At 67.5% G+C, this 23,704-nt stretch carries 17 protein-coding genes; 9 read left to right on the top strand and 8 right to left on the bottom strand.

Features of this window, described 5'->3' with window-relative positions:
• From WAL33_RS11820 to WAL33_RS11805, 4 genes are all read left to right on the top strand, one after another.
• Window positions 1–419, top strand: a 419-nt coding sequence (locus WAL33_RS11820; RefSeq protein WP_422181638.1) for a DUF6282 family protein, incomplete at its 5' end; no start/stop codon positions are given.
• Window positions 416–1,162, top strand: coding sequence for an HpcH/HpaI aldolase family protein (locus tag WAL33_RS11815; RefSeq protein WP_422181636.1), 747 nt, complete (start codon window positions 416–418; stop codon window positions 1,160–1,162). The genes WAL33_RS11820 and WAL33_RS11815, both read left to right, overlap by 4 nt.
• Window positions 1,159–2,007 (top strand): hypothetical protein, encoded by an 849-nt coding sequence (locus WAL33_RS11810; RefSeq protein WP_422181634.1) that lies wholly within the window; start codon window positions 1,159–1,161, stop codon window positions 2,005–2,007. The genes WAL33_RS11815 and WAL33_RS11810 overlap by 4 nt, the downstream gene beginning before the upstream one ends.
• 148 nt (window positions 2,008–2,155) lie before the next feature.
• Entirely contained in the window at window positions 2,156–5,083 is a 2,928-nt protein-coding gene (locus WAL33_RS11805) for a TonB-dependent receptor plug domain-containing protein (protein ID WP_422181632.1), read from the top strand.
• A gap of 211 nt (window positions 5,084–5,294) precedes the next feature.
• Here WAL33_RS11805 and WAL33_RS11800 read toward each other — a convergent pair whose 3' ends face one another.
• Genes WAL33_RS11800 through WAL33_RS11780 form a run of 5 tightly spaced genes read right to left on the bottom strand, consistent with a single transcriptional unit; the run spans window position 5,295 to window position 13,292 of the window.
• Window positions 5,295–6,671, bottom strand: a complete 1,377-nt coding sequence (locus tag WAL33_RS11800) for an MmgE/PrpD family protein (RefSeq protein ID WP_422181630.1) — start codon at window positions 6,669–6,671, stop codon at window positions 5,295–5,297.
• On the bottom strand, window positions 6,668–7,798 hold the full coding sequence (locus WAL33_RS11795) for an adenosine deaminase family protein (protein WP_422181628.1): 1,131 nt from the start codon (window positions 7,796–7,798) through the stop codon (window positions 6,668–6,670). The genes WAL33_RS11800 and WAL33_RS11795 overlap by 4 nt, the downstream gene beginning before the upstream one ends.
• 20 nt (window positions 7,799–7,818) lie before the next feature.
• Entirely contained in the window at window positions 7,819–9,141 is a 1,323-nt protein-coding gene (locus WAL33_RS11790) for an NCS2 family permease (protein WP_422181626.1), read from the bottom strand.
• Window positions 9,138–10,262 carry a nucleoside hydrolase gene (locus WAL33_RS11785; RefSeq protein ID WP_422181624.1) on the bottom strand — a complete coding sequence of 375 codons (1,125 nt, stop codon included), beginning with the start codon at window positions 10,260–10,262 and terminating at the stop codon, window positions 9,138–9,140. Before WAL33_RS11785 ends, WAL33_RS11790 begins: the two co-directional genes overlap by 4 nt.
• 51 nt (window positions 10,263–10,313) lie before the next feature.
• Window positions 10,314–13,292, bottom strand: coding sequence for a TonB-dependent receptor domain-containing protein (locus WAL33_RS11780; RefSeq protein ID WP_422181622.1), 2,979 nt, complete (start codon window positions 13,290–13,292; stop codon window positions 10,314–10,316).
• Window positions 13,293–13,564: 272 nt separating this feature from the next.
• Between WAL33_RS11780 and WAL33_RS11775 the strand changes: the two genes are divergently transcribed.
• The 4 genes from WAL33_RS11775 (at window position 13,565) to WAL33_RS11760 (ending at window position 18,849) form a co-directional block, all read left to right on the top strand.
• Window positions 13,565–14,512, top strand: coding sequence for a LysR family transcriptional regulator (locus WAL33_RS11775; RefSeq protein ID WP_422181620.1), 948 nt, complete (start codon window positions 13,565–13,567; stop codon window positions 14,510–14,512).
• Window positions 14,513–14,781: 269 nt separating this feature from the next.
• Entirely contained in the window at window positions 14,782–16,071 is a 1,290-nt protein-coding gene (locus tag WAL33_RS11770; protein ID WP_422181618.1) for a c-type cytochrome, read from the top strand.
• Between the two features lie 7 nt (window positions 16,072–16,078).
• Window positions 16,079–16,543 carry a (2Fe-2S)-binding protein gene (locus WAL33_RS11765; protein WP_422181616.1) on the top strand — a complete coding sequence of 155 codons (465 nt, stop codon included), beginning with the start codon at window positions 16,079–16,081 and terminating at the stop codon, window positions 16,541–16,543.
• Complete coding sequence (locus WAL33_RS11760; RefSeq protein WP_422181614.1) at window positions 16,540–18,849, top strand: molybdopterin cofactor-binding domain-containing protein; 2,310 nt, start codon at window positions 16,540–16,542, stop codon at window positions 18,847–18,849. The genes WAL33_RS11765 and WAL33_RS11760 overlap by 4 nt, the downstream gene beginning before the upstream one ends.
• A 95-nt stretch (window positions 18,850–18,944) precedes the next feature.
• Here the strand turns inward: WAL33_RS11760 and WAL33_RS11755 are convergent, their stop codons facing one another.
• Window positions 18,945–20,021 (bottom strand): tartrate dehydrogenase, encoded by a 1,077-nt coding sequence (locus WAL33_RS11755; protein ID WP_422181612.1) that lies wholly within the window; start codon window positions 20,019–20,021, stop codon window positions 18,945–18,947.
• A gap of 256 nt (window positions 20,022–20,277) precedes the next feature.
• Window positions 20,278–21,048 (bottom strand): GntR family transcriptional regulator, encoded by a 771-nt coding sequence (locus WAL33_RS11750; protein WP_422181610.1) that lies wholly within the window; start codon window positions 21,046–21,048, stop codon window positions 20,278–20,280.
• Window positions 21,049–21,194: 146 nt separating this feature from the next.
• Between WAL33_RS11750 and WAL33_RS11745 the strand changes: the two genes are divergently transcribed.
• Complete coding sequence (locus WAL33_RS11745) at window positions 21,195–22,532, top strand: CitMHS family transporter (protein ID WP_422181608.1); 1,338 nt, start codon at window positions 21,195–21,197, stop codon at window positions 22,530–22,532.
• 159 nt (window positions 22,533–22,691) lie between these two features.
• On the opposite strand, the gene WAL33_RS11740 is transcribed toward WAL33_RS11745, so the two are convergent.
• Window positions 22,692–23,627, bottom strand: coding sequence for a LysR family transcriptional regulator (locus tag WAL33_RS11740; protein WP_422181606.1), 936 nt, complete (start codon window positions 23,625–23,627; stop codon window positions 22,692–22,694).
• Window positions 23,628–23,704 lie beyond the last annotated feature (77 nt).

The raw sequence follows: 23,704 nt of genomic DNA, 5'->3' as shown, positions 1-23,704 counted from the left end.
ACGCCGTGCTTTCCGCCGGCCACCTCCACATCTCGGAGATCTGGCCGCTGTTCGAGGAGGCGGAGAAACGTGGCGTCAAGCGCCGGCTGGTGCAGCACCCGACCTACACGATCGATGCAACGCTCGAGGACATCACGGACCTGACCAATGGCGGCGCCTTTGTCGAACACTCACTGTGCATGTTCATCGACGAGTCGCGCTTCAAGAAATGGTCGGGCGACGATCTGAAGGCGATGATCGAGGCCGGCGGCACGCAGCAGACGATCCTCGGCTCGGACCTTGGTCAGGTCAGCAATCCCACGCCCGTCACCGGCTTCCGCGCCGTCATCAAGCTGTGCATCGAGCTGGGCTTCGACGACACGACGATCCGCCGGCTGGTCGGCGGCAATGCGGCGAACCTGCTGGGCCTGCCGGCATGACGATCCAGGCCGGAACCTTCGTCAAGACCGCCTCGCCGCAGGTCATCGAGGTGCTCGGCGCCGCCGGGCTCGATTTCGCGGTGGTCGACGCCGAACATGCGCCGTTCGATCGCGCGACGATCGATCTGATGGTGATGGCGGGCCGCGCCGCGAATCTGCCGGTGCTGGTGCGCGTGCCCGACGACCGCCATTCGACCCTGCTGTCGACGCTCGACATCGGCGCGGCCGGCGTGCTCGTGCCCCACGTGGACTCCGTCGAGCAGGCCGCCGAGATCGTGCGCAACACCCGCTTCGCCATCGGCGAGCGTGGCTATTCGGGAGGCCCGCGCTATGCCGGCTACGGCGCGCTAGGCCGCGACGAAGCTCTGAAGCGCGGCGACCAGGCGCTCGTGCTCTGCCAGATCGAGAGCGTCGCGGCGGTCGAGGCCTGCGAAGCGATCGCCGCGACGCCGGGAATCGACGGCGTGTTCATCGGTCGTTCTGATCTGTCCCTGTCGATGGGCGAGACCAGCGTCGCCGCGCCGGCGGTCGTCGCCGCCACCCGGCGGATCATCGCCGCGGGCGTCGCGGCCGGTAAGCTGGTCGGGATGTTCGTCGGATCGATGGCGGAGGCGGCCAGCTTCGCGCCGCTGGGCGCCAACTGGTTCATCGTCGGCTCGGATCAGTCGATCCTGCGGCAGGGCGCCAAAGAGATCGCCGCCGCCGTCGCGCAGCCGATCCGTCGTGAGGGAGACGCGGCATGAGCACTTCGGCGCGCCCGGCCTCGGGCGGATGGCACTACAAGGAGGCGCCGCTGATCGACGTCGATACCGGCGCCGAGACCTGGATCGCGCGCGGCGCGAACTTCGTGACGGCGGTCAGCATCGCGCCGGCGGGCACGACCCTCGCGCGCGCGGACAATCCCGACGAGTACATGATCATCACCGACAAGGTCGGCGCCACGGTCGTCGCCGGCGGCGAGACGATCGAGGTGGCTCCCGACAGCCTGACGATCGTGCCGCCGGGCGCCAGCAGCGTCACCCTGGCGGGCGACGGCGAGATCGTGCGCGTCTTCTCGAGCCGTGCGAGCGACCTGGCCGTCCGCGCCTCCAACGCGGGGGCCTATCGCGACCATCCGGCCGATGTCGCGCCCCTGAATCCCTGGCCGGAGCCTGTCGGCGGCTATCGCCTGCGCACCTACGCCTTGGCCGATCACGTGCGCGAGGGAACCAACATGCGTGTCTTCCGCTCGACCAACCTGATGCTGAACGTGATGACGCCGCGCGAGACGCCGCGCGACACCGCGAAGCTCACGCCGCATTCGCACACCGATTTCGAGCAGGGCTCGCTGGCGATCGGCGGCGTCTACGTCCATCACCTCCGCTATCCCTGGACCTCGGACATGGCGACCTGGCGCGAGGACGAGCATGTCGAGATGGCCAGTCCCTCGGTGCTCGTGATCCCGCCGACGGTCGTCCACACCAGCCGCAATATCGGCGACCAGCCTGGTCGACTGATCGACGTGTTCGCGCCGCCGCGTCTCGACTTTTCTCTACGCGAAGGCGTGGTGGCGAACGCCGACGAATATCCGATGCCGAAGGAGCGATGAGGTCGGTAAATTTGCCTCTCTACACATCATATAAGACTAAAGCGAAATATCGCTAGAAATAGAACGGCGGAAATATCATCCGTACTCGGCGGTGTGATGTTTTCAATAAAGGGGGAAACCAAAAATGACTAAGAATAGTCTTTTGCTCGTGCTCCACGCATCCAGCGCCACGCTCGCCTTGGCCTGGGCTATGAGCGCCGCGCCGGCCGTCGCACAGGATCAACCCGCCGCCACGGCCCCGTCCGGCGTGGAAGCCTCGATAGTCGAAGAGGTCATCGTCACGGGGTCGCGCCTCGGGCGTTCAGGCTATGACGCCCCAACCCCCGTGAACGTCGTCGGCGGCGAGCGCCTGCAGCAGCTGGCCATCAGCAATGTCGCCGATGCGCTCAACCAGATCCCGTCCTTTCGCCCGATCAGCTCGCCGGCGACCAGCAACTTCCGGGTCTCGAGCGCCATCAGCGCCCGGACGCTGGACCTTCGCGGCCTGGGCGCCACGCGCACCCTGACCCTGGTCGACGGCCGCCGCTTCGTCACCAGCGCCGACAACGGAACCATCGACGTCAACGGCATTCCCACGATCCTGGTGCAACGCGCCGAAGTCGTGACCGGCGGCGCCTCGGCGGCCTATGGCGCCGACGCCGTCGCCGGCGTGGTGAACCTGCTCCTCGACACCAAGTTCAACGGAACCAAGGCCGAGGTGTCGACGGGAGTCACCGATGAGGGCGATGGCAGGAGCTACTATGCCGCGGCGGCCCACGGGCGTGATTTCGCGGCGGGGCGAGGGCACTTCGTCGCCGGCTTCGAATATCTGAAGGAGGACGGCCTGGGCCAGTGCGAGACACGCGACTGGTGCGCCAAGTACACCAACTACGTGCCCAATCCGGGCTACAACACCGCCACCAGGACCAGCACCAACGGCCTGCCGGCCACGCTGGTGCTGGACGATGTCATGTTCGTCTACAACGAGAACGGCATCCTGACGGGCGCTCAGAAGCCCAACGGCAGCGGCGGCACGATCACGCTGGGACAGCAGGTGCTCAACACGGGCGCCACCTCGCTGCCGGCGGCCTTGCGGGGCAAGCAGTTCAACGCGAGCGGCAACCTGGTCCCCTACACCTTCGGCGACCCCTTGAGCGGCTTGTTCCAGCGGCTGCCGAACGGCGACCCGACCCAGCCCTTTCTGATCGGCCAGGCCCCGGCCCCGCTGGTGGTCCCCGATAAGCATTTCTCGGCCATGATCCATGGCGACTATGACCTGAGCGACAAGATCTCGCTGTCCGGCGACTTCATGTACGCCAGGGTCGTGGGCGGGCCGACCCAATCGACCCCGCCGCTGGACGGTCCGGCGAACCTCGACATCAACAACCCCTACATCTCGGCCGCCACGCGCGCCGCCGTGCTGGCGGCCGACCCGGCGATCACGAGGCTGCTGGTCAATCACGGCGCCTGGTCCCTCGGCGCGTCGACCATCGGGACGAGTACGAACAATCTCTATCGCGGCGCCTTTGGGCTCAAGGGCGACTTCGGCGGCGGCTGGAAGTGGGACGCCTCGTACACCTACGGCCGCGTCGAGAGCGACGTCGTGGACAAGCGGCTTCGTCTCAAGGAATGGAACGACGCCGTTGACGCGGTGGTCGCCCCCTCCGGCCTCGCGGGCATCGCCGCCGGCACGATCATTTGCCGAACGACCCTGACCAACCCGGCCAATGGCTGCATCCCGATCAACCTGTTCGAGCCCACCGTCAGCGCGGCGGCGGACGCCCGCTACAACGTGACGGCGACCCAGACCCGCACCTATGTGCAGCAGAGCGCGGCGGCCAACCTGCGCGGCTCGCCGTTCAACACCTGGGCGGGCGAGGTCAATGTCGCGTTCGGCGCCGAATGGCGTCGCGACACCGCGGAGGGCAACGCCGACGCCAACACCCTGGCCAACAAGTACATCTCGCCGGCGATGTCGGCCTTGCCGTTCACCAAGACCTCGGTCGCAGAGGGCTATGTCGAGGTCGGCGTCCCGTTGCTGAAGGACTCGCCGATCGGCAAGTCGCTGGACGTCGACGGCGCGGTGCGGTTCACGCACTACGATCCGTTCGGCGACGCCACCACCTGGAAGGCCGGCGCGGTCTATACCCCCGTGCAGGACCTGACCTTCCGGGTCACCCGCTCGCGCGACATCCGCGCGCCTTCGGCCCAGGAATCGACCCCCAACGCGACCCGGACCCAGCTGCCGCAGCCCGATCCGTTCGTCGGTGGCACGACCCTGCAGTTCACGGTCACCGGCGGCAACCCGGACCTGGCGCTGGAGGAGGCGGACACCTTCACCGCCGGCGTCGTGCTGAAGCCGAGCCTCGTTCCCGGGTTCAACCTCGCGATCGACTATTATGACATCAAGGTCGACGGCGCGATCGACTCCCTGACCAGCACCGCGATCGCCAATGCCTGCAAGCAACAGAGCCTGTTGTGCAACCTGATCCAGTTCAATCCGAACGGGTCGATCAACACGGTGTTCACGACCTATCAGAACCTCAGCCGGCTCCACGCCGAAGGCTATGAAGTCGTTGTCGACTACAGGCTTCCCGCGTTCGGCGGCAATCTCGACTTCCAGGGCAACGGCAACTACGTCGTCGACCTGTCGACGATCGGCGCCACGGGGGTGGTCTCGCAGCTGGACGACGTGACCGGCAACTCCGGCACGGTCCAGAACATCCAGGGCGTGCCGCGCTGGCGAGCGGACGGCGTCGTGACCTATTCGCGGCCGAAGTGGTCGGTGACCGCCCATGGCCGCTACATCCCGAAGGGCATCCTCGACCCGACCAAGATCGGTCCCGACCAGGCCGGCTACAACATCAACGACCCCAACAGCGTGAACATCAACCACGTGTCCTCGCGCTTCTATCTCGACCTGGCGTTCAGGATCAAAATCCCCGAGGCCAGCGGCGCCGAACGGTTCGAGATCTTTGGCGGCGTCAACAACGTGTTCGACAAGGACGAGCCCTCGCAGCTTCGTCTCTTCGGTAACGGACTGTACTTCGATCCGTTTGGTCGCGCCTTCAAGATCGGCGCGAGAATGAAGCTCTAACCTGATCCTCGGTCGCCTCCTTGCCGTCCATCGATCGGCAAAGGGGCGAAAGCCGGCGCCAGTCCGCGGTGAGGCCGCGGGCCGGCGCCGGCACTTTTTCGTCTGGCGGTAGGGCGAGCCGCCGATGCAATCAGGCCCGCGGCCAAGATCCACAGAGGGCGACGCATGGCCCAAAGCGGAAACCGTCGCTCTGCCAGCTGGGCCAAGGCGCCTAGTCGTCCGTATAGGTGGCGAGGCGTGTCAGCCTTGTTGGCGGCGCCGCCAAATTCAACAGTTCGAACAGATCCGCGCCGTGGTCCAGGCGGCTGATCGAGGCGGCCAGGGCCTTGGCCTGATCGCGGCCGACAACGGGGGCGGCCAGGGCGAGAAACTTGGCGTGCAGGCGGTCGCCTTGCCGCCCGAGGTCACCCTGCGGCAGGCTGATATCGTGGCGCTGGACGAATGTGCGGCCGTCGAGCGTCGTGATCGTCACCTCGGTGACATCCTCGGGCCAGCCTGGCGGAGCCAGCTCGACCGTGGTCAGGGCGCGCGTGGCCTGGAGGTCGGGACGCGGGACGATCGCGTCGGCATAGACGCCGCTGTCGGCGGTGTCGGCGCCGTGCAGGGCCAGGGCGGCGTTGAAGCGCAGACTGAACTTGGCTTCGAGCCCGGTGCGCGGCGCGGCGATGTTGCACATGGCGTCAGCGCCGGCGTCGACCTTCAGGCGAATGGCGCGGACGTCTTCCGGGCGCACGCCCTTGCGTCGCAACTCACCCACCGCTTCAAGCGTCCCATGCGTGCCGAAACAGGCCGCGTGAAACTTGAAGAGATTGCGGTCCAGTTCGTAGCCAGTCCAACGCACGCGCCCGGCGGGCGGGCCGTCGGTCTGGGTCGCCGCGAAGCCGCGTGGATGTTCCAGGATGTCGGTGCGGGCGGTCATGCCGTCCCGCGCCCACAACGCCGAGGCCAGGCCGGCCTCGGCCGCGCGACCCGCATGCAGTGATTTGGCCATGGTCCCGAACTGCGCCTTGAGACCCGCCGCCTGGGAGCCTGCGAGACCGTAGGCGATCGCGGTTTGCGCCTCATCGAGACCGAGCAGATGGGCGCAGGCCGCGGCGGCGCCGAAGACGCCGATCGTGCCTGTGGCGTGAAAGCCGCGCGCATAGTGGCTGGCGCTGAGCGCGGTCCCGATAAGGCCGGCCGCCTCGTAGCCGGCGACGAAGGCTTCCAGCACCGCGCGGCCTGACAACCGGTGAGCCTCGGCCAGGGCCAGCAGGCCGGGCAGGATCACCGTGGTCGGATGCACGCGCATGGCCAGGTTGACGTCGTCATAGTCGAGCGCGTGGCCCGCCGCGCCGTTAACCAGGGCCGCCTGCCGTGGACTGAAGGCGCGACCGTGACCCACGACGCTCGCCGTGGGCCGGGCGCCGTCGGCCAGGGCGGAGTCCCGTAGCAGCGCCGACAGCGGCTCGCGCGACCCGGCCAGCGCCAGGCCGAACCAGTCGAGCACGCACAGCCTGGCCATCTCCAGCGTCGCCGGCGGGATGTCGACGGCGGCCGCGCGACTGAGGCGGATGACGTCGGCCGTCAGACCGGATGCTTGCGTCACAGGGCGTCGTCGGAGGGCAGCCAGCCCGCCGCGAGGGCGCGCTGATCGAACTCCGCCGGCCAGGTGGATCGCCATTGAGCGCGCTGATCCTCGTCGGCCCAGCAGCCGTCGACGCCGTTGAGCATCATCACCCGCAGGTCGTCCAGGCCGTACCCGAGGTGGCTATACATCAGCTCCCAGGCGCCGGCGGGGCTGACATTGTGCAGGGTGGGGTCGTCGGTGTTGGGGTGGAGCTTCAGGCCCAGCGCCGACATGGCGCGGATCGGATGATCGATCGCCCATCGCTCCGGGTCGAGCGTGCGCAGATAGTAGGAGTTGGTCGGCACCACGGTGAAGACGATGCCGCGCTCGGCATAGCGCCGCGCCAGGTCCGGATTGTCGATGATGGTGTAGCCATGGTCGATGCGATCGACCTTCAGACGATCGACCGCGGTTTCGACATTGGTCCAGGGCATGCCGAACTCGCCGGCGTGGGCCGTGGTCTTGAGGCCGTGGCGACGCGCCAGGGCGTAGGCTTCCAGGAACAGCTCCGGCGGCCGGTCGTTCTCGCGATAGTCGATGCCGACGCCCGCCACTCTGGGATCGCGGTGGGCCAGCATCATTTCGACCATCTCGACGGCGCGGGCGGGCTCGGCCTCGCGATCGATGCTGGGGATCAGCAGGGCGCTGATCCCGAAGTCGGCCCGCGCCTCGCGCAGACCGGCCAGGATGCCGGCCTGGACCTCGCCATAGGCCAGGCCCGCGTCGCGGATCGTGGCGGTCGGGTTCCAGAAGAACTCGGCATGGCGAACGCTCTCGGCCGCCGCGTCCTGCAGGTACTCGTAGGTGATCCGGCGGAAGTCGTCGGGCCGGAGCAGCAGGTGTTGCTCCAGCGCCCGCAGCACGCGCAGCACGCCGATCGGCTTTTCGCCGCGGGCGTAGAAGGCGGCGATCTCGGCCTCGGTGATCGGCGCGCCGCGCTCGCGGACCAGATCCGCGAACGTCTCGCGACGGACGGCGCCCAGCAGATGGCAGTGCAGCTCCACCTTCGGCAGCGCGCGGAAGAACTGGCGTTGCGCCGCGTCGACCGGACGGCCGAGTGGGGACGCTGGGACGTTGCCGATGCTCTGGGTGGGGTCGGTGATCATGATGCCTTGGAAGCCGGAACTCAGTGCGTGGCGGCGGTGTAGAAGTAGTAGCCAAGCGGGATGGACAGGATCAGCAGGCCGATCGGGATCTCGCGCGCCTTGCCGGCCAGGACCTGGACGATGACGTGCACCAGCAGACCCCCGGCGATGCCGGTGCCGAAGCTGTTGGAGATCAGGGTCAGCAGCACCATGGCCATGGCGGGCAGGATGTCGGTGACGGCCTCGCTGCGCAGATGGCGGATGGTGCCCAGCATCGAGATGCCGATCAGGATCAGGGCCGGCGCGGTGGCCTGTTTGGGGATCGCCATGGCCAGCGGCAGCAGGCACAGGGTGAGGAGAAACAGGATCGCTGCCGTGACCGGCGTTAGGCCCGTGCGGCCGCCGGCCTCGACGCCGGCCGCGGACTCCACCAGGGCGGTGCCCGCCGGGATGCCGATCAGCGGGCCCAGGGTGGCGGCGAGGGAATCGACCAGGAACGGCTTTTCGATGCCGGGCAGGTTGCCCTCGTCGTCGGTCAGGCCGGCCTTGGCGCCGATGGCCAAGGTGGTGCCCAGGGTCGAGAAGAACTCACCGGCGAAGAAGGCGAAGACATAGGGCAGGGCGGCGAGGGTGAACGCGCCCATGAAGTCGACCTTCAGCGTGACCGGCGTCAGGGCGTGGGGCAGGGACACGCCGCTCTGGGGCAGGTGGGTCAGGCCTAGCGGGATGCCCGCCAGGGCGGCGACGGTGATGCCCGCCAGCACCGCGCCGGGGATCTTGCGCGCCTGCATGGCCACGGCGACCGCCAGGCCGATCAGGGCGATGACCGGGCCGGGCTGGGAGAAGTCGCCCAGGGTCAGGGCGTTGGACTTGATGTTCAACGCCACCATGCCGGCGTCGCGGCATCCCAGCATGGCGATGAACAGGCCGATCGAGGCGCCCAGCCCCAGCTTGATCTGCGGCGGGATCATCCGCACCACCAACTCCCGCGCGCCGGTCAGAGTCAGGACCATGAACAGCAGGCCCGACGTCATGGCGATGGCCAGGCCGGTGGCGAAGGGCACGTGCTCCAGATGCGCCAGGGTGACGCCCAGGATCACCGAGCCGCCGATGCCGGGACCGACGATGAACGGAAGGTTGGCGTAGACGCCCATGGCGATGCTGCCCAGCGCCATGACCAGGATCGCCGCGGTGGTCGCCGCGCCCCGGTCCATGCCGCCGGTCGACAGCAGCGAGGGGATCACGACGATCAGATAGGCGGCCGCCAGGAAGCTGGTCAGGCCGGCCGTCATCTCGCGGCTGACCGTGGTCTCCCGCGCGCTCAGGGCGAAGCGTCGGTCGAGGAAGGCTTTGAAGCGGTTCATTTCGAGGCCTGCGCCGCGAAGGTCTCGACGAAGCGATCGACGTCGATGGCCCGCACGATGTGCACCTCGCGCTCGCCGCTGTTGGGCGCCATCTGGGCGCTCCAGACCACGGGTTGCCCGTAGGACGGGCCGGGCAACGTGTCGACGTCCATCCGGGCCACCAGCTCTTCGGTGACCAGCGAGCGGTCGATGGCCACGGCGACGGTGATCTCGTCCCACAGGGGCTGGCCGATGCGGGCATAGGTCTTGAGGTAGGTCGCCACCGGCGTGCCGGCCGCGCCGATGCGATCGACCAGCGGCTGGGTCGCCTTGGCGGCGGCGGTGACGTTGCCCATCACCGTGACGCGCTTCCATGGCGCGGTCAGCACGATGTGCGCGGCCTCGGGGTCGAACAGGAAGTTGAAGTCGGTGGCATAGTCGGTGTTGCCGGTCACCCGCGCCACGGCGGTGTCCAGCTTGCCCGGCTCGATGACGATCTCCTTGGCCAGGTCGGCGATGTCCGGCGCGATGCGCAGGGCCAGGGCGATGTTGGTCAGGGGACCGGCGCTGACGATGGTGACCTCGCCGGGATGGGCGCGGACGTTGCGGATCAGGGCGTGGACGGCGTCCTCGCTGGACGCCTTGATCGTCGGCGCGCCCTCGGGCATCGGCGGGATCAGGTCGGGATCCTGCGGATGATAGGTGCGGCCCGGGCGCGGTGTGCTCCAGGCGCCCTTGAACGGCACCTTGCCATAGCGCGCTTCCCAGTTGGCCATTTCGGCCTGGGTGCGCATCAGCGGCATGCGGGCGCCGCGATGGATCGGAACGTCGGGACGCTTGGCGATCTCCAGAAACCGCAGAGCGTGGGCGGTCTCTTCGGTCATCCAGGCGTCGCCGGTGACGACGCCCACGCCCAGCAACTTTACCCGATCATCGCGCAGCAGCGGGATCAGCGACTGGATGTTGCTCTGACCCGGACCCAGGAAGTCGTTGTCGAAGAAGATGCTGACCTTGGGCTGCGGCGCGGGGGCGGCCGCAGCGGTCTGGGCGAAAGCGCCGCCCGCGAGCATGCAGCTCGCGAGCAGCGCCGACAGGCCAAGGGCCGCAGGGCGCCAATGAGGGGCTTTGGTGCGAAGCAGCATGAAAGGGTCCTTGGCCTGTACGGGAGGGAAGCCGCCCCTCCCGCGTCTCGATTAGAAGCGCGCGGTGGCGCCGACGAACATGTAGCGGCCCAGCGAGTCGTACATCCCCGCGAAGAAGGCCCCGTTGGAGGTCTGGCCGCCCGTGCTGGCGGTCAGCGGCGGGTCCTTGTCGAAGGCGTTGTTGACGCCGACCCGGACCGTGACCTTTTCGGCCACGTCCATGGAGGCGGCGAAGTCGATGTAGCTGACGCTGGGCATCTTCAGATCGTAGGGCTGGTAGGCTCCAGCCAGATAGATGGACGAACTGGACTTGTCGTTCTTCGTCCCGCCGATGTAGCGCCAGGTGGTGGACAGGTTGACGCCGCCGCGCGAGGTCCAGTCGGCGACCAGGCGGTGACGCCATTCGGGGATCGGCTGGCCGCAAGTCACGCCGAAACGACCGTCGCATCGGTAGGGAACCAGACCGGGCAGGATCTGGACCTCATACTTGTTGGTCTTGGTGCCCGCGAAATTCAGACCCAGTCGGCCCATGTCCCGGCCGAACAGCTCGGGCAGGCCATGCGTATAGTTGGCCGAGAAATCCAGGCCCGAGGTCTTCAGGTAGCCGGCGTTGACGCTGGTGGTGACGACATAGCCGCTGGTCACCAGCGAGCCGGTCGTCGGGCTGCGCTTGATCAGCTCGCAGGCGATGCCGGCGTTGAGACACTGGTTCAGCTCGATGCCGGCCGGGACCGTGGTGATCAGCTTCTTCACGTCGATATCGAAATAGTCGACCGACAGGCTCAGGCCTTGCACGAAGCGGGGCAGCAGTTGCAGGCCGAACGACTTGGTGTTCGAGGTTTCCGGATCCAGGTCCGGGTTGCCGCCGACCATGGCGCCCGACTGCTGGCCCGCCGCTGGAGCGATCGAGCCGTACTGCGTGGCCGTCACGCCCGACAGGGCGCACTGGGCGGCGCTCGCCTTGGGCGTCGCGCCTTCGCAAGGATCGGTGATCGCCGCCGTCACGACGCGTTGCGGGCCGAACAGTTCGACCAGGTTGGGAGCCCGCACGGCGCGCTGGAAGCTGCCGCGCAAGCGGATGTCGCTGATCGGCGCCCACTCGCCGCCGGCCTTGTAGGCCCAGGTGTCGCCCGCGGTGCTGTAGTCGGAATAGCGCACGCCGCCTTCGACCGACAGGCTCTTGAAGAACGGCTTGTTCTCGACCAGCGGCACGCGGACTTCGCCGTAGACTTCCTTGACGTTGAACGAGCCGTCGATCGGGTATTCGCCGCCCGAATTGCCGGCCACGTCGCGGCTGCTGTAGTAGCTGTCGGGCTGGAAGCTGATCTTCTCGTCGCGATACTCCGCGCCGATGGCCACGCCGATCGGATAGTTGGCCAGCGGGCTGGTGATAGGCAGGCTGCCGGTCAGCGCGCCGCTGAGGATCTTCTCCTCGGTGTAGCCCTTCCGATAGACGACGTTCTGCACGTAGTTCAGCGCCGCGGGGGAGATGGCGCCGATCTGGAACAGGTTGATCGGCACGCAGGAGGGGTCGGTCCCGTTGGCCACGGACTCGCAGACGATCTGGCCGCCGCTGTTCACCGCGCGCAGGGCCTTGGCGAACTTGGCCAGAGAATAGTCGCCGGTCAGGCGCGAGGTGTAGTCGGTGCGGCCGTACTGGGCGTAGACGTCGTAGCGCCAGTCAGAGCTGAGGTCGCCGCGAACGCCGGCCACGCCGCGATACGAAGTGTGGTTGGTGTAGTCGTGACGCGAGCCGCCCAAGGCGTTGCGCTGAGAGACGATGACATTGGCGCTCTGGGCGTCGGTCAGGCCGACCGAGGTGCAGATCAGGTTCTTTTCCTGGGCCGACATCAGCGGGTTGTTGCAGTTGATGCGTTCGGACACCGTGAACACGGCGGTGGGCGACAGCTTGATGTCGGCCTCGTCGCGCATGAACATGAACTCGCCGTAGACGTCAGCCTTGCTCGATAGGGCGTAGTGGCCGAACAGGTCGAGGTTGTAGCGCTTGTCGGGGGACTGCAGGTCGTAGGTGTTGCCGTTGTTGAAGCCGTCCGAGGTGCGGTAGGTGCGCAGCGTGTTGCCGGTCGTGCTGTCCAGGGCGTAGCTGCCGCGCGTCGCGCCGGTGGTCGGATTGGTCAGCTGGAACTGGACCGGATAGGTGGCGCTGGACAGCGAGCAGGCGTAGCCGGTCGCGGTGGCCGACAGGTTGCAGGTCGAGAAGTCGCGGTCCTTGGTGCCGACGCCGGCGATTTCCTTGTAGCTGGCGAAGGCAGTGATGTTGCCACGACCCTCGGCGAAGTTCTTGCCGGCGGTGATCGAATAGCTCTGCTGGCCGCCGTCGAGTTCGCGGCCGACCGCCGGCGTCTGGCCCGCCGCGATCGCGGCCGAGACGATCGCGCTGTGGTTTTTGTGCATGTACAGGCCGCCCTGCACGTCTAACTGCACGCCCTCGAAGTCGCGCTTGAGCATGAAGTTGACGACGCCGGCCAGGGCGTCCGAACCGTAGACGGCCGAGGCGCCGCCGGTCACCACGTCGATCTGCTGGATCAGGGCGGCGGGGATGTTGTTGATGTCGGCCGCCTGGGCCGCCGAGCGGGCTGGATCGCCCTGCATCAGGCGCTTGCCGTCGATCAGCACCAAGGTCCGCTGATTGCCGAGGTTGCGCAGGTTGATGGTGGCGGTGCCGCTGGCGCCGACCGTGCCGCCGCGATTGCCGCTGCCCTGGTCTGCGAAGGCCTGGGGCAGGGTGTTGATCAGGTCCTCGACGCGGACGACGCCGCGCTGGGCGATCTGCTTGCTGGTGACGGTGCTGATCGGGCTGACGCTGGTGGCGTCGGGGCTCTTGATGCGCGATCCAGTGACCACGACCGCCTCGACCTCGGCGCTGGCCGCGTTGTCCTGGGCGTGGGAAGCGCTTCCGCACGACAGTGCGACCAGCACGGCGGTGGAGGCGATCCCCAGCAGCGACGTCCTGGTGCAAAGAGCGTGAGCGGTCGCGGCGCGCTCGGGCCGATAGCCGATGGCAGACATGAAGAACCCCCGTATTGGTTGGCGCGCCCGCCGACAGCCTCCCCAGGCGTTTCTTCTTATGGTTGCCTACGCCAGCAAGTAGATTTGCTCAAAGTGCGTGCTTGTTTCGCACGTGCTGCGGCAATTCTGCTGCTTATTTAAACTATTCCATCGGTGCGCGATTGTTACGAGGTTATGACGCCCCCTTAGAATTGGAAACTCTTTGTAGTTATCTGCTTATAGGGTCTGCTTATAACCAGATGTCGGCCCGCTTCCATGCCCTAAAGGCCGCCATGTCAGAAACCCTCACCGCGCCCGCACCACGGCCAGCGGCTCGCACACAGGCCATATCGTTGCGGCAACTGCGCTTCTTCAGCGCTTTGGCCGACACCGGCAACTTCAGTCGCGCGGCCGAGCGGATGATCGTGTCCCAGCCCGCCCTGAGCGCCGGCATCCGCCAGATCGAGGAACATCTGGGCGTGCGGCTGTTCGAGCGCAGCACCCACCATGTCTCCCTGACCGACGCGGGGGCCGCCTTCCTGCCGCACGCCCTGCGTCTGCTCAAGACCGCCGACAACGCGTTCGTCGACATGAGCGACGTGGCCGCGCGCGGCAAGGCTGTGATCCGGATCGGCGCCATCCCGTCGGTGGTGCCCGCAGCGGCCGCGGTGGTGGCGCAGCTGAGCGGCCGCTGCGACGACGTGAGTTTCCACCTCAGCGACGGCAAGAACGACACCCTGTTTGGAAGTTTGCGCAGCGGCGCGCTCGACATTGTCGTCGGGGTCCTTGGGCGCACCGAAGACGGGCTCGAAGCCACCCTGATCGCCGAGGATGAAATGTTGCTGGTGGCGCCCAAGGACCACCCGCTTTCGGCCTCAAGCACGCTTCCCTGGAGCGCGTTGGAGGGCAGCGAGATCGTTCACTTCGTCGGCGGCAGCATTGGGGAGCTCAGCGCGGCGGCGATGCGCCAGAACAACCTGACCCTCTCGACGCGCTACAAGGTTGACCAGGTCAGTTCATTGCTGGGCCTGGCCGGCAGCGGCCTGGCGGTCGGTGTCCTGCCCAGGCTCTACACTCGCGGCCTCGACACGGATCGGGTGCGGCTGGTGCCGCTCGTACAGCCGCAGATCAAGCGCAAGCTCATGTTGTTCCATCGCACCAAACTGCATGATGAGCACCCTCGCGCGGCAGCGCTGTGCGCGCTGTTGGTTCCGGCTTTACGCGATCAACTCGCTGTCTGACACCTCGACCAGACACTCATGCCCGCGCCTGGATCCCTTCAGGGGGATCGATGGCGACGCTGTTGTGTGGCTCGAGGTCTGGGTCCGCATTGGAAAACTGGCTCATAGAGGGTGGGCTTCCCGGTGCGTTTTGGATGTTCGTGCTGCAAACGTCTCGCATAAAGTCCGGATGCCTTGCTTGGGGCAGGGTTTGCTCTCAAGCTCTCCGCGGCTGGCCTTGTGGCGGATGAGCTTTGCGCGTCCGCGCGGGACCGCCAGGAGGGCCTCTCGTGCTGAAGCGTATCCTTGTCGGACTGCTGGCCTTGGCGGTTGTGGGGTTGGTCGGTTTCGGCGTCTTCGCCTGGCGACCGGCGATCGGCAAGATCGCGCCGCCCGCGCCCTCCAGCTTCTCGCCGGAACGGGTCGCGCGAGGCGAGGTGCTGGCCGGAGCCGGCTATTGCTCGACCTGCCATACCACCAAAGGCGGCCAGCCGTTCGCCGGCGGCTATCCGATGCAGACCAGCTTCGGCACGATCTATTCGACCAACATCACCCCCGATCCCAAGACCGGGATTGGAACCTGGTCGGAACCGGCGTTCCGCCGGGCGATGCACCAGGGCGTTGCTCGCAACGGCGCGCACCTGTTTCCGGCCTTCCCCTATGACCACTTCACCAAGCTGTCGGACGCCGACGTTTCGGCCCTCTACGCCTACATGATGACCCGGCCGGCGGTGGCGGCCCCGGCCAAGCGCAACGGCGTTCCGTTCCCGCTGAACATCCGCGCGCTGCAGGCCGGCTGGAAGCTGCTGTTCTTCAAGCCGGGCCGCTTCGAACCCGACAAGGCCAAGAGCGCCGAATGGAACCGCGGCGCCTATCTGGCCCAGGGAGTCAGCCACTGCGGCGCCTGCCACACGCCGCGCAACGCCCTGGGGGCGGAGAAGCGCGACAAGGCCTTCGCCGGCGCGCTGATCGACAACTGGGTCGCTCCGCCGCTGACCGCCGCCAATCCTTCCCCCGCGCCCTGGGATCAGGCCGAACTGACCGCCTATCTGCGCACAGGCGTCAGCCGCTATCACGGCGTCACCGCTGGGCCGATGGCGCCGGTGGTCCACGACGGGCTCATCAAGCTGCCCGACGCCGACATCCAGGCCCTGGCGGTCTATTTCTCCGATATCGACGGCGCGGCGGGCCGGGCTGGAACCTTGGCGCCGGCCCTGGAGCGCGCCGCCGCGGCCGACCACCTGAACGTCGGACCTCAGAACGATCCGTCGGCGCGGCTTTACACGGCGGCCTGCGCGTCGTGCCACTATAACGGCGCGGGCCAGCCCAATCCGTTGCGGCCGGATCTGGCTCTCAACAGCGCCGTCAACCTGGACGACCCGACCAACCTGATCCGGGTGGTGCTGTACGGGGTCGGCGCTCGGGACGGCGCGCCGGGTGTGGTGATGCCCAGCTTCAACCGCTTCAGCGACGCCGACGTCGCCAAACTGGCCGCCTATCTGCGCGCCACCCGCACCGACAAACCCGCCTGGCCGGATCTCGAGAAGAAGGTCGCGGTGATCCGCGCCCAGGGAAAGTGAGCCAGCCATGACCCAGTTCACGATCAACGGCAGGGCCGTCTCCATCGACGTCGACGAGGATACGCCTCTGCTGTGGGTGATACGCGACGACATTGGCTTGACGGGCACCAAGTTCGGCTGCGGCATCGGCATGTGCGGGGCCTGCACCGTCCACGTCGGCGGGCGGGCGACGCGCTCTTGCATCACCCCGGTCAGCGCGGTCGACGGAGCCGAGGTGACCACGATCGAAGGGTTGGATCCGGCCGGTCAGCATCCCGTACAGCAAGCGTGGCTGGATCTGCAGACTCCGCAGTGCGGTTACTGCCAGTCGGGCCAGATCATGCAGGCCGCCGCCATGCTCAAGGATTTCCCCGCACCCACCGACCAGGACATCGACGCGATCATGAGCGGCAACCTCTGCCGGTGCATGACCTATGTCCGCATCCGTGCGGCCATCAAGCAGGCCGCCGCCGCGATGGGAGGCAAGTCGTGAGCCGCCTTCCGCCGAAGGGCGAACCAGGCAGCCTGCTGTCACGCCGCAACTTCCTGGTCGCCTCGACCGGCGCAGGTCTGGCTTTCGGCTTTTCGGCCATGGTCGAGGCGGCGATGGATCCGGCCGTGCCCGGCGGCGCGCCAATTCCGGCGACGGGACCCCGGTTTGAGCCGACCCTGTGGTTCGCCATCGACGGCGACGGGATCGTCACCGTCAACATCATCCGCGCCGAGATGGGCCAGCATGTCGGCACCGCCCTGGCCCGCATCCTGGCCGACGAACTGGATGTGGCCTGGGAAAAGGTCCGCATCGTCCACGTCGACACCGATCCCAAGTGGGGCCTGATGGTCACCGGCGGCAGCTGGTCGGTGTGGCAGACCTTCCCGATCTTCAGCCAGGCCGGGGCGGCCGGACGCATCGCCCTGGTCGAGGCCGGGGCCAAGCTGCTGAACGTCCCGCCGGCCGGTGGAACGGCCAAGGGCGGCGTCGTCCATGTGGGCGGCCGCTCGATCTCGTACGGCGACATCGTCAAGCGCGGCGGCGTGGCGCGCCAATTCACGCCCGAAGAACTGGTCAAGCTGCCGATCAAGCCGGCGGCCGAGCGCAAGCTGATCGGCAAGCCGGGCAAGGCCCTGGACATCGCCGCCAAGATCAACGGCACGGCGATCTACGGCATCGACGCCAAGGTTCCGGGCATGGTGTTCGCGCGGCCCAAGCTGCCGCCCACCCGTCACGGCGCCAAGGTGCTGTCGGTCAACGACAGCGCCGCGAAGAAGATCAAGGGCTACCTGCGTTGCGTGGCGTTGGATGACCCGTCCGACACCGTCCCCGGCTGGGTGATGGTGATCGCCGAAAGTTATCCGGCCGCGATCCGCGCCGCCGACCTGGTCAAGGTCAGCTGGAGCACCGGCCCAGGCGCGACCGTCTCGGAGAAAGACCTCCAGGACCATGCCGCCCGCCTGATCGCCAAACCTGACGTCGGCGCGCTGCTGGAGAACAAGACCGCCGACACCGCTCCGGCCTTCAAGGCCGCCAAGTCGGTGCTGGAGCAGACCTATACCGCCGCCACCGTCCTGCACTTCCAGCTCGAACCGCTGAACGCCCTGGCCTTCGAGAAGGACGGGGTGATGGAGATCCACACCGGCAACCAGTGGCAGAGCCTGATCCTTCCCACCTTGGCCAAGGCGCTGGATCTTCCCGAAACCCGTATCGTCATGCGCACCTATATGCTGGGCGGCGGCTTCGGGCGCCGGTTGAACGGCGACTACGCCGTGCCCGCCGCCTTGGCGGCCAAGGCGCTGGGCAAGCCGGTCAAGATGGTGCTGACCCGCGAGGACGACGTTCGCTTCGACTCCGTGCGTTCGCCCTCGGTCCAGACCGTGCGCATGGCCTTCGACGGCGCGGGGAACATCCTAGCCCAGGAGCACCACGCCGCCGCCGGCTGGCCGACCTTGGCCAACGCGCCGGCCCTTATGCCCAAGGGCAAGAACGGCGTGGCCTACGATCCCTTCGCCATCTCCGGCGCCGATCACTGGTACGAAGTCGGCGCCCACAAGGTGCGGGCCATCAACAACGATCTGGCCAATGAAACCTTCCGTCCCGGCTGGCTGCGGTCGGTAGGACCTGGCTGGACCAACTGGGCCGGCGAAAGCTTCATCGACGAGGCGGCTCACCACCTGAAAGCCGACCCCGTGGCCCTGCGGCTGAAGCTGTTGACCGGGGAGGGGGCCAACGCCGGCGGCGACGCCAGCACCGTAGGCGGCGCCAAGCGCCAGGCCGAGGTGGTGCGCCGCGCGGCCCAAGCGGCCGGCTGGGGCCAACCCTTGCCCAAGGACACCGCCTTGGGCCTGGCCACCAGCTTTGGCCAGGAACGCGACATGCCCACCTGGGTGGCGTGCGTCGCGCGGGTCCACGTGGATCGCACCAGCGGCGTGGTCACGGTGCAGAAGCTGACGCTGGTCACCGACGCCGGGACCATCGTCGATCCGGACGGCGCCCGCGCCCAGACCGAGGGCGCGGCGTTGTGGGGTCTGAGCATGGCCCTGCACGACGGAACGGAATTCGTGAGCGGCCAGGTCAAGGACCTGAACCTCGACACCTACACGCCGCTGCGCATTTCCGACACGCCGGAGCTGGACATCCAGTTCGTCGACAGCGTCGAGGTCCCCGTCGGCCTGGGCGAACCGGCGACGACGGTGGTCGCGCCGGCCATCGCCAACGCCATCTTCCGCGCGGTCGGTGTGCGCCTGAGGCACATCCCGATCACCTCGACCGCTGTGCTGCAAGCCTTGTCGGGAAAGGCTTGATCGTCCTCATCCTCTGCGGCTTTTGGGATCGCCCGTGAGTTTGGTGAGCGGTTCGGCCCGGTTCCGAACAGGGGCGCGCTGTTGGATGGCCTAGCTCAGACCAGCGCCGCGGCGATGGCTTGGCCACAGGCTTGCGTGGACAGCGGACCGCCTAGGTCGCGCGTCCTAAGGTCGGGCTGAGCCAGCACGGTTTCGATCGCGGCGATGACGGCGGCCGCCGCCTGGCGCTCTCCCAAGTGGTCCAACATCAGGGCGGCCGACCAGATCTGGCCCACGGGATTGGCGACGCCCTGGCCGGCGATGTCGGGGGCGCTGCCGTGCACCGGTTCGAACAGCGAGGGGAAGGCTCGCTCGGGGTTGATGTTGCCGGCCGGCGCGATGCCGATGGTGCCGGTGCAGGCCGGACCCAGGTCCGACAGGATGTCACCGAACAGGTTGGAGGCCACCACGACGTCGAACCAGTCGGGATGCTGCACGAAGTGCGCCGTCAGGATGTCGATATGGTACTTGTCCCAGCGCACGTCGGGATAGGACGGCGCCATGGCTTCGACCCGCTCGTCCCAGTAGGGCATGGTGATGGCGATGCCGTTGGACTTGGTCGCCGAGGTCAGGTGCTTCTTCTCGCGGCGCTGGGCCAGGTCGAAGGCGAACTTCAGGATGCGATCGACGCCGACCCGCGTCATCACCGTTTCCTGCATCACGATCTCGCGCGGCGTGCCGGGAAAAATCCGGCCGCCGATCGATGAATACTCGCCTTCGGTGTTTTCACGCACGACGTAGAAGTCGATATCGCCGGGCGCGCGGTTGGCCAGCGGGCTGGGAACGCCCGGCATCAGCCTGACCGGCCGCAGGTTGACGTACTGGTCGAACTCGCGGCGGAACTGTATCAGCGAGCCCCATAGCGACACGTGGTCCGGCACGGTCTCGGGCCAGCCGACGGCGCCGAAGAAGATTGCGTCATGGCCGCCGATCCGGGCCTTCCAGTCGTCCGGCATCATCTGTCCGTGCTTGAGGTAGTAGTCGCACGACGCGAAATCGAAATGGTCGAACGCGAAGGTGCAGCCGTAGCGCGCCGCGACAGCCTCCAGCACCCGCAGCCCCTCGGGGACGACTTCCTTGCCGATCCCGTCACCCGGAATGACGGCGATGCGGTAGTGGCGCGCTTGGTTCATGGAAACACCCTCGGACGAGACCCCGGCTGGTTAGGCAGGGGCGGAGAGCAGGGCCAATGCGGAATTCGGATGAAACGATGCGTGGGCGCCGGGTCGACGCCTGACGATGTCCGAGCTGGCCCATCCGCTCGGAAAGCGGGGCCGGAACACTAAAAACTGCCGCCCGCGCGTCTTTGCTCCAGCTTGCCCAATAATGGATGCAATTGCGAACATTCTTGGATGTCGTTAAGGCTGGGTGTCAGAGACTGATGATCGATCAGCGGCGGGTGGCGATTGCATGAAGACGGCGTTTCGTAGCGAGGACATGGTCGGTCATGATGCGGCCCGCCTCGGCGCTGTCCTCGCGTCGGATGGCGTCGAGCAGCCGTTCGTGGTCACCCTGCGACGACAGCAGGTGTTCCGGCGTGGTCGTCGCGACCTGCCTCAGGCGCAATGGAACAGCCGCCGCCACGCTGGGGCACAGCCGCGCCGGGTCGCCGAACACCGGATAGATCAGGGTCATCCGGATGGCGTTGCGCAGCACCTTGTTCTGCGACGCGTGATGGATCGAGCGGTGGAAGGCGTGGTTGAGCTCGTACCAGTCGATCTCGGCCTTCTCCGACCATTCGCCCCGATCGAGGATGGCGCGGCCCTGGCGGACCAATTCGGCCAGCCGGTCCAGCGCCGAGGCTTCCCAGCCCAGCTCCACCGACATCCGCGCGGCCTGACCCTCGAGACCGGCCCGGACCTCGATCGAGTCGAACACGTCGCCGATGGTGACGGCGCGGACCGTGTAGCCCCGATTGATCCCGTAATCGACCAGACCCTCGGCCGACAGCACGGCCAGGGCGCTGCGGATGGGGGTGCGCGACACAGCCAGCTCCGTCGCCAGGCCTTCGGCCCGAAGCCGGGTTTCGGGCGGGATCTGCCCCGTGACGATCATTTCGCGCAGGCGCATCAGCACGGTGTGGGTCGCCGGCTCGGTCTGCGGCGGGTCGGCCATGGGCGTGCTCAGGTCTGGGCTTTGGCCTGCCGGTTTGGTCGCCATGCTTTCCGTGTCTCCCAAGGCCGGTTCAAGTCCGGCCCGTTCTTCCTTCCTTACACCGCTCCCCCGTCGAACACGCAAGACTTCGGCCGGGCCTTGACCTCAACTCACCTGAAAAGGCGGCCACTGGCCGGCCCGGAGATCGCCTCGTGATCGACCTGCTGCTTCAACCGGCCGTCCTTGGTCTGGCGATGGTGCTCACCTTCATGATCCTGATCATGACCAAGCGCATGTCGGCGATCGCCGCGCTTCTGGTCGTGCCGATCGTGTTCGGACTGCTGGCCGGCGCGGGCCCCAATCTCGGCGAGATGATCCTCAAGGGGGTAGGGCAGGTCGCGCCGACCGCCCTGATGCTGTCGTTCGCGGTGCTGTACTTCGCCATCATGATGGATGCGGGCCTGTTCGACCCGCTGGTCAACAAGGTGCTGGCGATCGTCGGCGAGGATCCGATGCGGATCAGCTTGGGGACGGCAATCCTGGCCATGTTGGTCTCGATCGACGGCGACGGTACGACCACGGCGCTGATCGTGATCACCGCCTTCCTGCCGGTGTATCGCCGGGTGGGGATGAACCCGCTGATCCTGGCGACCCTGCTGGGCCTGTCCAATTCGCTGATGAACTACGTACCCTGGGGCGGGCCCTCGGCCCGCGCCGCCGCCGCCGTCCACGTCGACCTGGCCGATGTGGTGGGACCGTTGCTCCCGGCCATGGGCGTGGGCCTGCTGGGCGTTCTGGGGCTGGCCTGGCTGTTCGGAAGGTCAGAGCGCAAGCGCCTGTCGTTCGCCGGCGTGGTCACGACCGCCGAACGAGGCGCGCCGATCACGGCCTTGCCGCTCGCCCTCGACGCCGAGCGCGCCGCCATCCGTCGTCCGAAGTTGTTCTGGTTCAACCTGGTTCTGACCGTCGGCCTGATCCTGGGCATGATCCTGGGCTTGGCGCCGCTGCCGGTGTTGATGATGGGCGCGTTCGCGGTGGCCGCGACCGTCAACTACCCCAGGATCTCGGACCAGAAGGCCCGGCTGGCCGCCCACGCCGACAATGTCGTCAACGTCGTGGTCCTGTTGTTCGCGGCCGGCGCCTTCACCGGAATCCTCAATGGCGCGGGCATGTCTAACGCCATGGCCAACGCCGCCCTGGCGGTCATTCCGCCGCAGATCGGCCCGCTCCTGGCGCCGATCACCGCCCTGATCAGCATGCCCCTGACCTTCGTGATGTCCAACGACGCCTACTATTTCGGGGTGGTGCCGGTGATCGCCAACGCCGCCGCCGGGTTCGGCATCGAGCCGGCCGCCATCGCCCGCGCCTCGCTGATCGGCCAGCCAGTCCACTCGATGAGCCCGCTGCTGGCGCCCATCTATCTGGCCTGCGGCCTGCTGGGGGTCGACGTCGCCGACGCCCAGAGGTTCGCGCTGAAATGGGCGGTGCTGATCTGCCTGCTGGTGCTGGGCGTCGCCATGCTGACGGGCGCGATCCCGGTGGTCGCTTGATCGAAGACGGGCATCGAACCATGTGCCCCAGGCCGTCGTTCGGTTTGAGCTTCCCGGGTAACGTCCAGGGCGTCTCCTCGAGACAGTGTTGGACTACCTCGTGCTGAACTCACCCGGGCGCGCCGTCACCCTCGGTGCGCCCGGCGTCTTTTCCAGAGCTCAGCTCAACTCGGCCGAACCGGCCTCGGCGCGGGCCTTCAGCAGGGTCCAGAAGGCTTCGGCCGCCGCGGTCTGGCGGGCGCGGGGGCGATAGAGGCGGATGTCGATGGGGATGTCCCACAGCTCATCGCCGGCCCGCACCAGCACGCCCAGTTCCAGGTCGCGGGCGATCAAGCTCATCGGCATCCAGGCCACGCCGCGTCCGGCCCGGGCCATCTCCGCTAGCACCGTAGCCACATGGGCGGTGAAGACGGGCTTCAACCACACCGAGGGTCCCGCCAGCGCGTGGGTCGAGGCCAGGATGCGGCCCATCCCGGAGACGTCGCTGAAGGCCAGGTAGGGCGCCGGCGCGCCCAGGTCGCCCGGCAGCACGAAACGGGGCCGGCCCGGATCGTCCAGAGCCGGGGCGCTGACCGGAATCAGGGTGTCAGTCCCCAGGTCGATCGAGACGAAGTAGTTCGGCTTGAAGGACACCGGCGTCGAGGGGTGGTGGTGGCACAGGAGGAATTGGGCCTGGCCCTGCAGCATCATCCGCTCGCAGCCGGCCATGTTGTCGGTGACCAGGCTGACCGTGGAGCCCAGCGGGTGCTCGGCCTCGATCTCCTCCAGCCAACGCGGGAAGAAGGTGACCGACAGGGCGTGGGTTGAGGCGAAGCGCAGGGTGGTGGTCGAGCCCTCGGCGATCGCCCGGGTCTGCTCGCGTCCCAGATAGAGCCGGCGCAGCAAATCCTCGGCGTTGGGCCGCCATTGCTCTCCCGCCGGGGTCAGAGCGACGCGATGGGTGTCGCGATTGAACAGCGGCGCGCCCAGCCAGGTCTCCAGAAGCCGGATGCGGCGGCTGAACGCCGGTTGCGAAACGTTACGCGCCTCGGCCGCGCGCCCGAAATGCTGATGCTCGACCAGCGCGAGGAAGTCTTCGAGCCAGTCGAGCTCCATGATCGTCCTCCGCTAGCGGCCTTCGCGGCCGTCGGCGACGACACACTCCGGCGCGGGGTCGTCACCGTCAAGAACGG

It is taken from the genome of Caulobacter sp., assembly GCF_049283275.1.
In the GTDB taxonomy this organism is placed as follows: domain Bacteria; phylum Pseudomonadota; class Alphaproteobacteria; order Caulobacterales; family Caulobacteraceae; genus Caulobacter.
The sequence above is the reverse complement of the archived record's forward strand: the minus strand, read 5'-3'. Positions and strand labels throughout refer to the sequence as shown.

Bases quoted from the DNA above. Each gene is read 5' to 3' on its own strand.
- WAL33_RS11815 (WP_422181636.1), top strand. From the start codon at position 416: ATGACGATCCAGGCCGGAACCTTCGTCAAGACCGCCTCGCCGCAGGTC.
- WAL33_RS11810 (WP_422181634.1), top strand. From the start codon at position 1,159: ATGAGCACTTCGGCGCGCCCGGCCTCGGGCGGATGGCACTACAAGGAG.
- WAL33_RS11795 (WP_422181628.1), bottom strand. From the start codon at position 7,798: ATGATCACCGACCCCACCCAGAGCATCGGCAACGTCCCAGCGTCCCCA.
- WAL33_RS11790 (WP_422181626.1), bottom strand. From the start codon at position 9,141: ATGAACCGCTTCAAAGCCTTCCTCGACCGACGCTTCGCCCTGAGCGCG.
- WAL33_RS11785 (WP_422181624.1), bottom strand. From the start codon at position 10,262: ATGCTGCTTCGCACCAAAGCCCCTCATTGGCGCCCTGCGGCCCTTGGC.
- WAL33_RS11780 (WP_422181622.1), bottom strand. From the start codon at position 13,292: ATGTCTGCCATCGGCTATCGGCCCGAGCGCGCCGCGACCGCTCACGCT.
- WAL33_RS11775 (WP_422181620.1), top strand. From the start codon at position 13,565: ATGTCAGAAACCCTCACCGCGCCCGCACCACGGCCAGCGGCTCGCACA.
- WAL33_RS11765 (WP_422181616.1), top strand. From the start codon at position 16,079: ATGACCCAGTTCACGATCAACGGCAGGGCCGTCTCCATCGACGTCGAC.
- WAL33_RS11755 (WP_422181612.1), bottom strand. From the start codon at position 20,021: ATGAACCAAGCGCGCCACTACCGCATCGCCGTCATTCCGGGTGACGGG.
- WAL33_RS11750 (WP_422181610.1), bottom strand. From the start codon at position 21,048: ATGGCGACCAAACCGGCAGGCCAAAGCCCAGACCTGAGCACGCCCATG.
- WAL33_RS11740 (WP_422181606.1), bottom strand. From the start codon at position 23,627: ATGGAGCTCGACTGGCTCGAAGACTTCCTCGCGCTGGTCGAGCATCAG.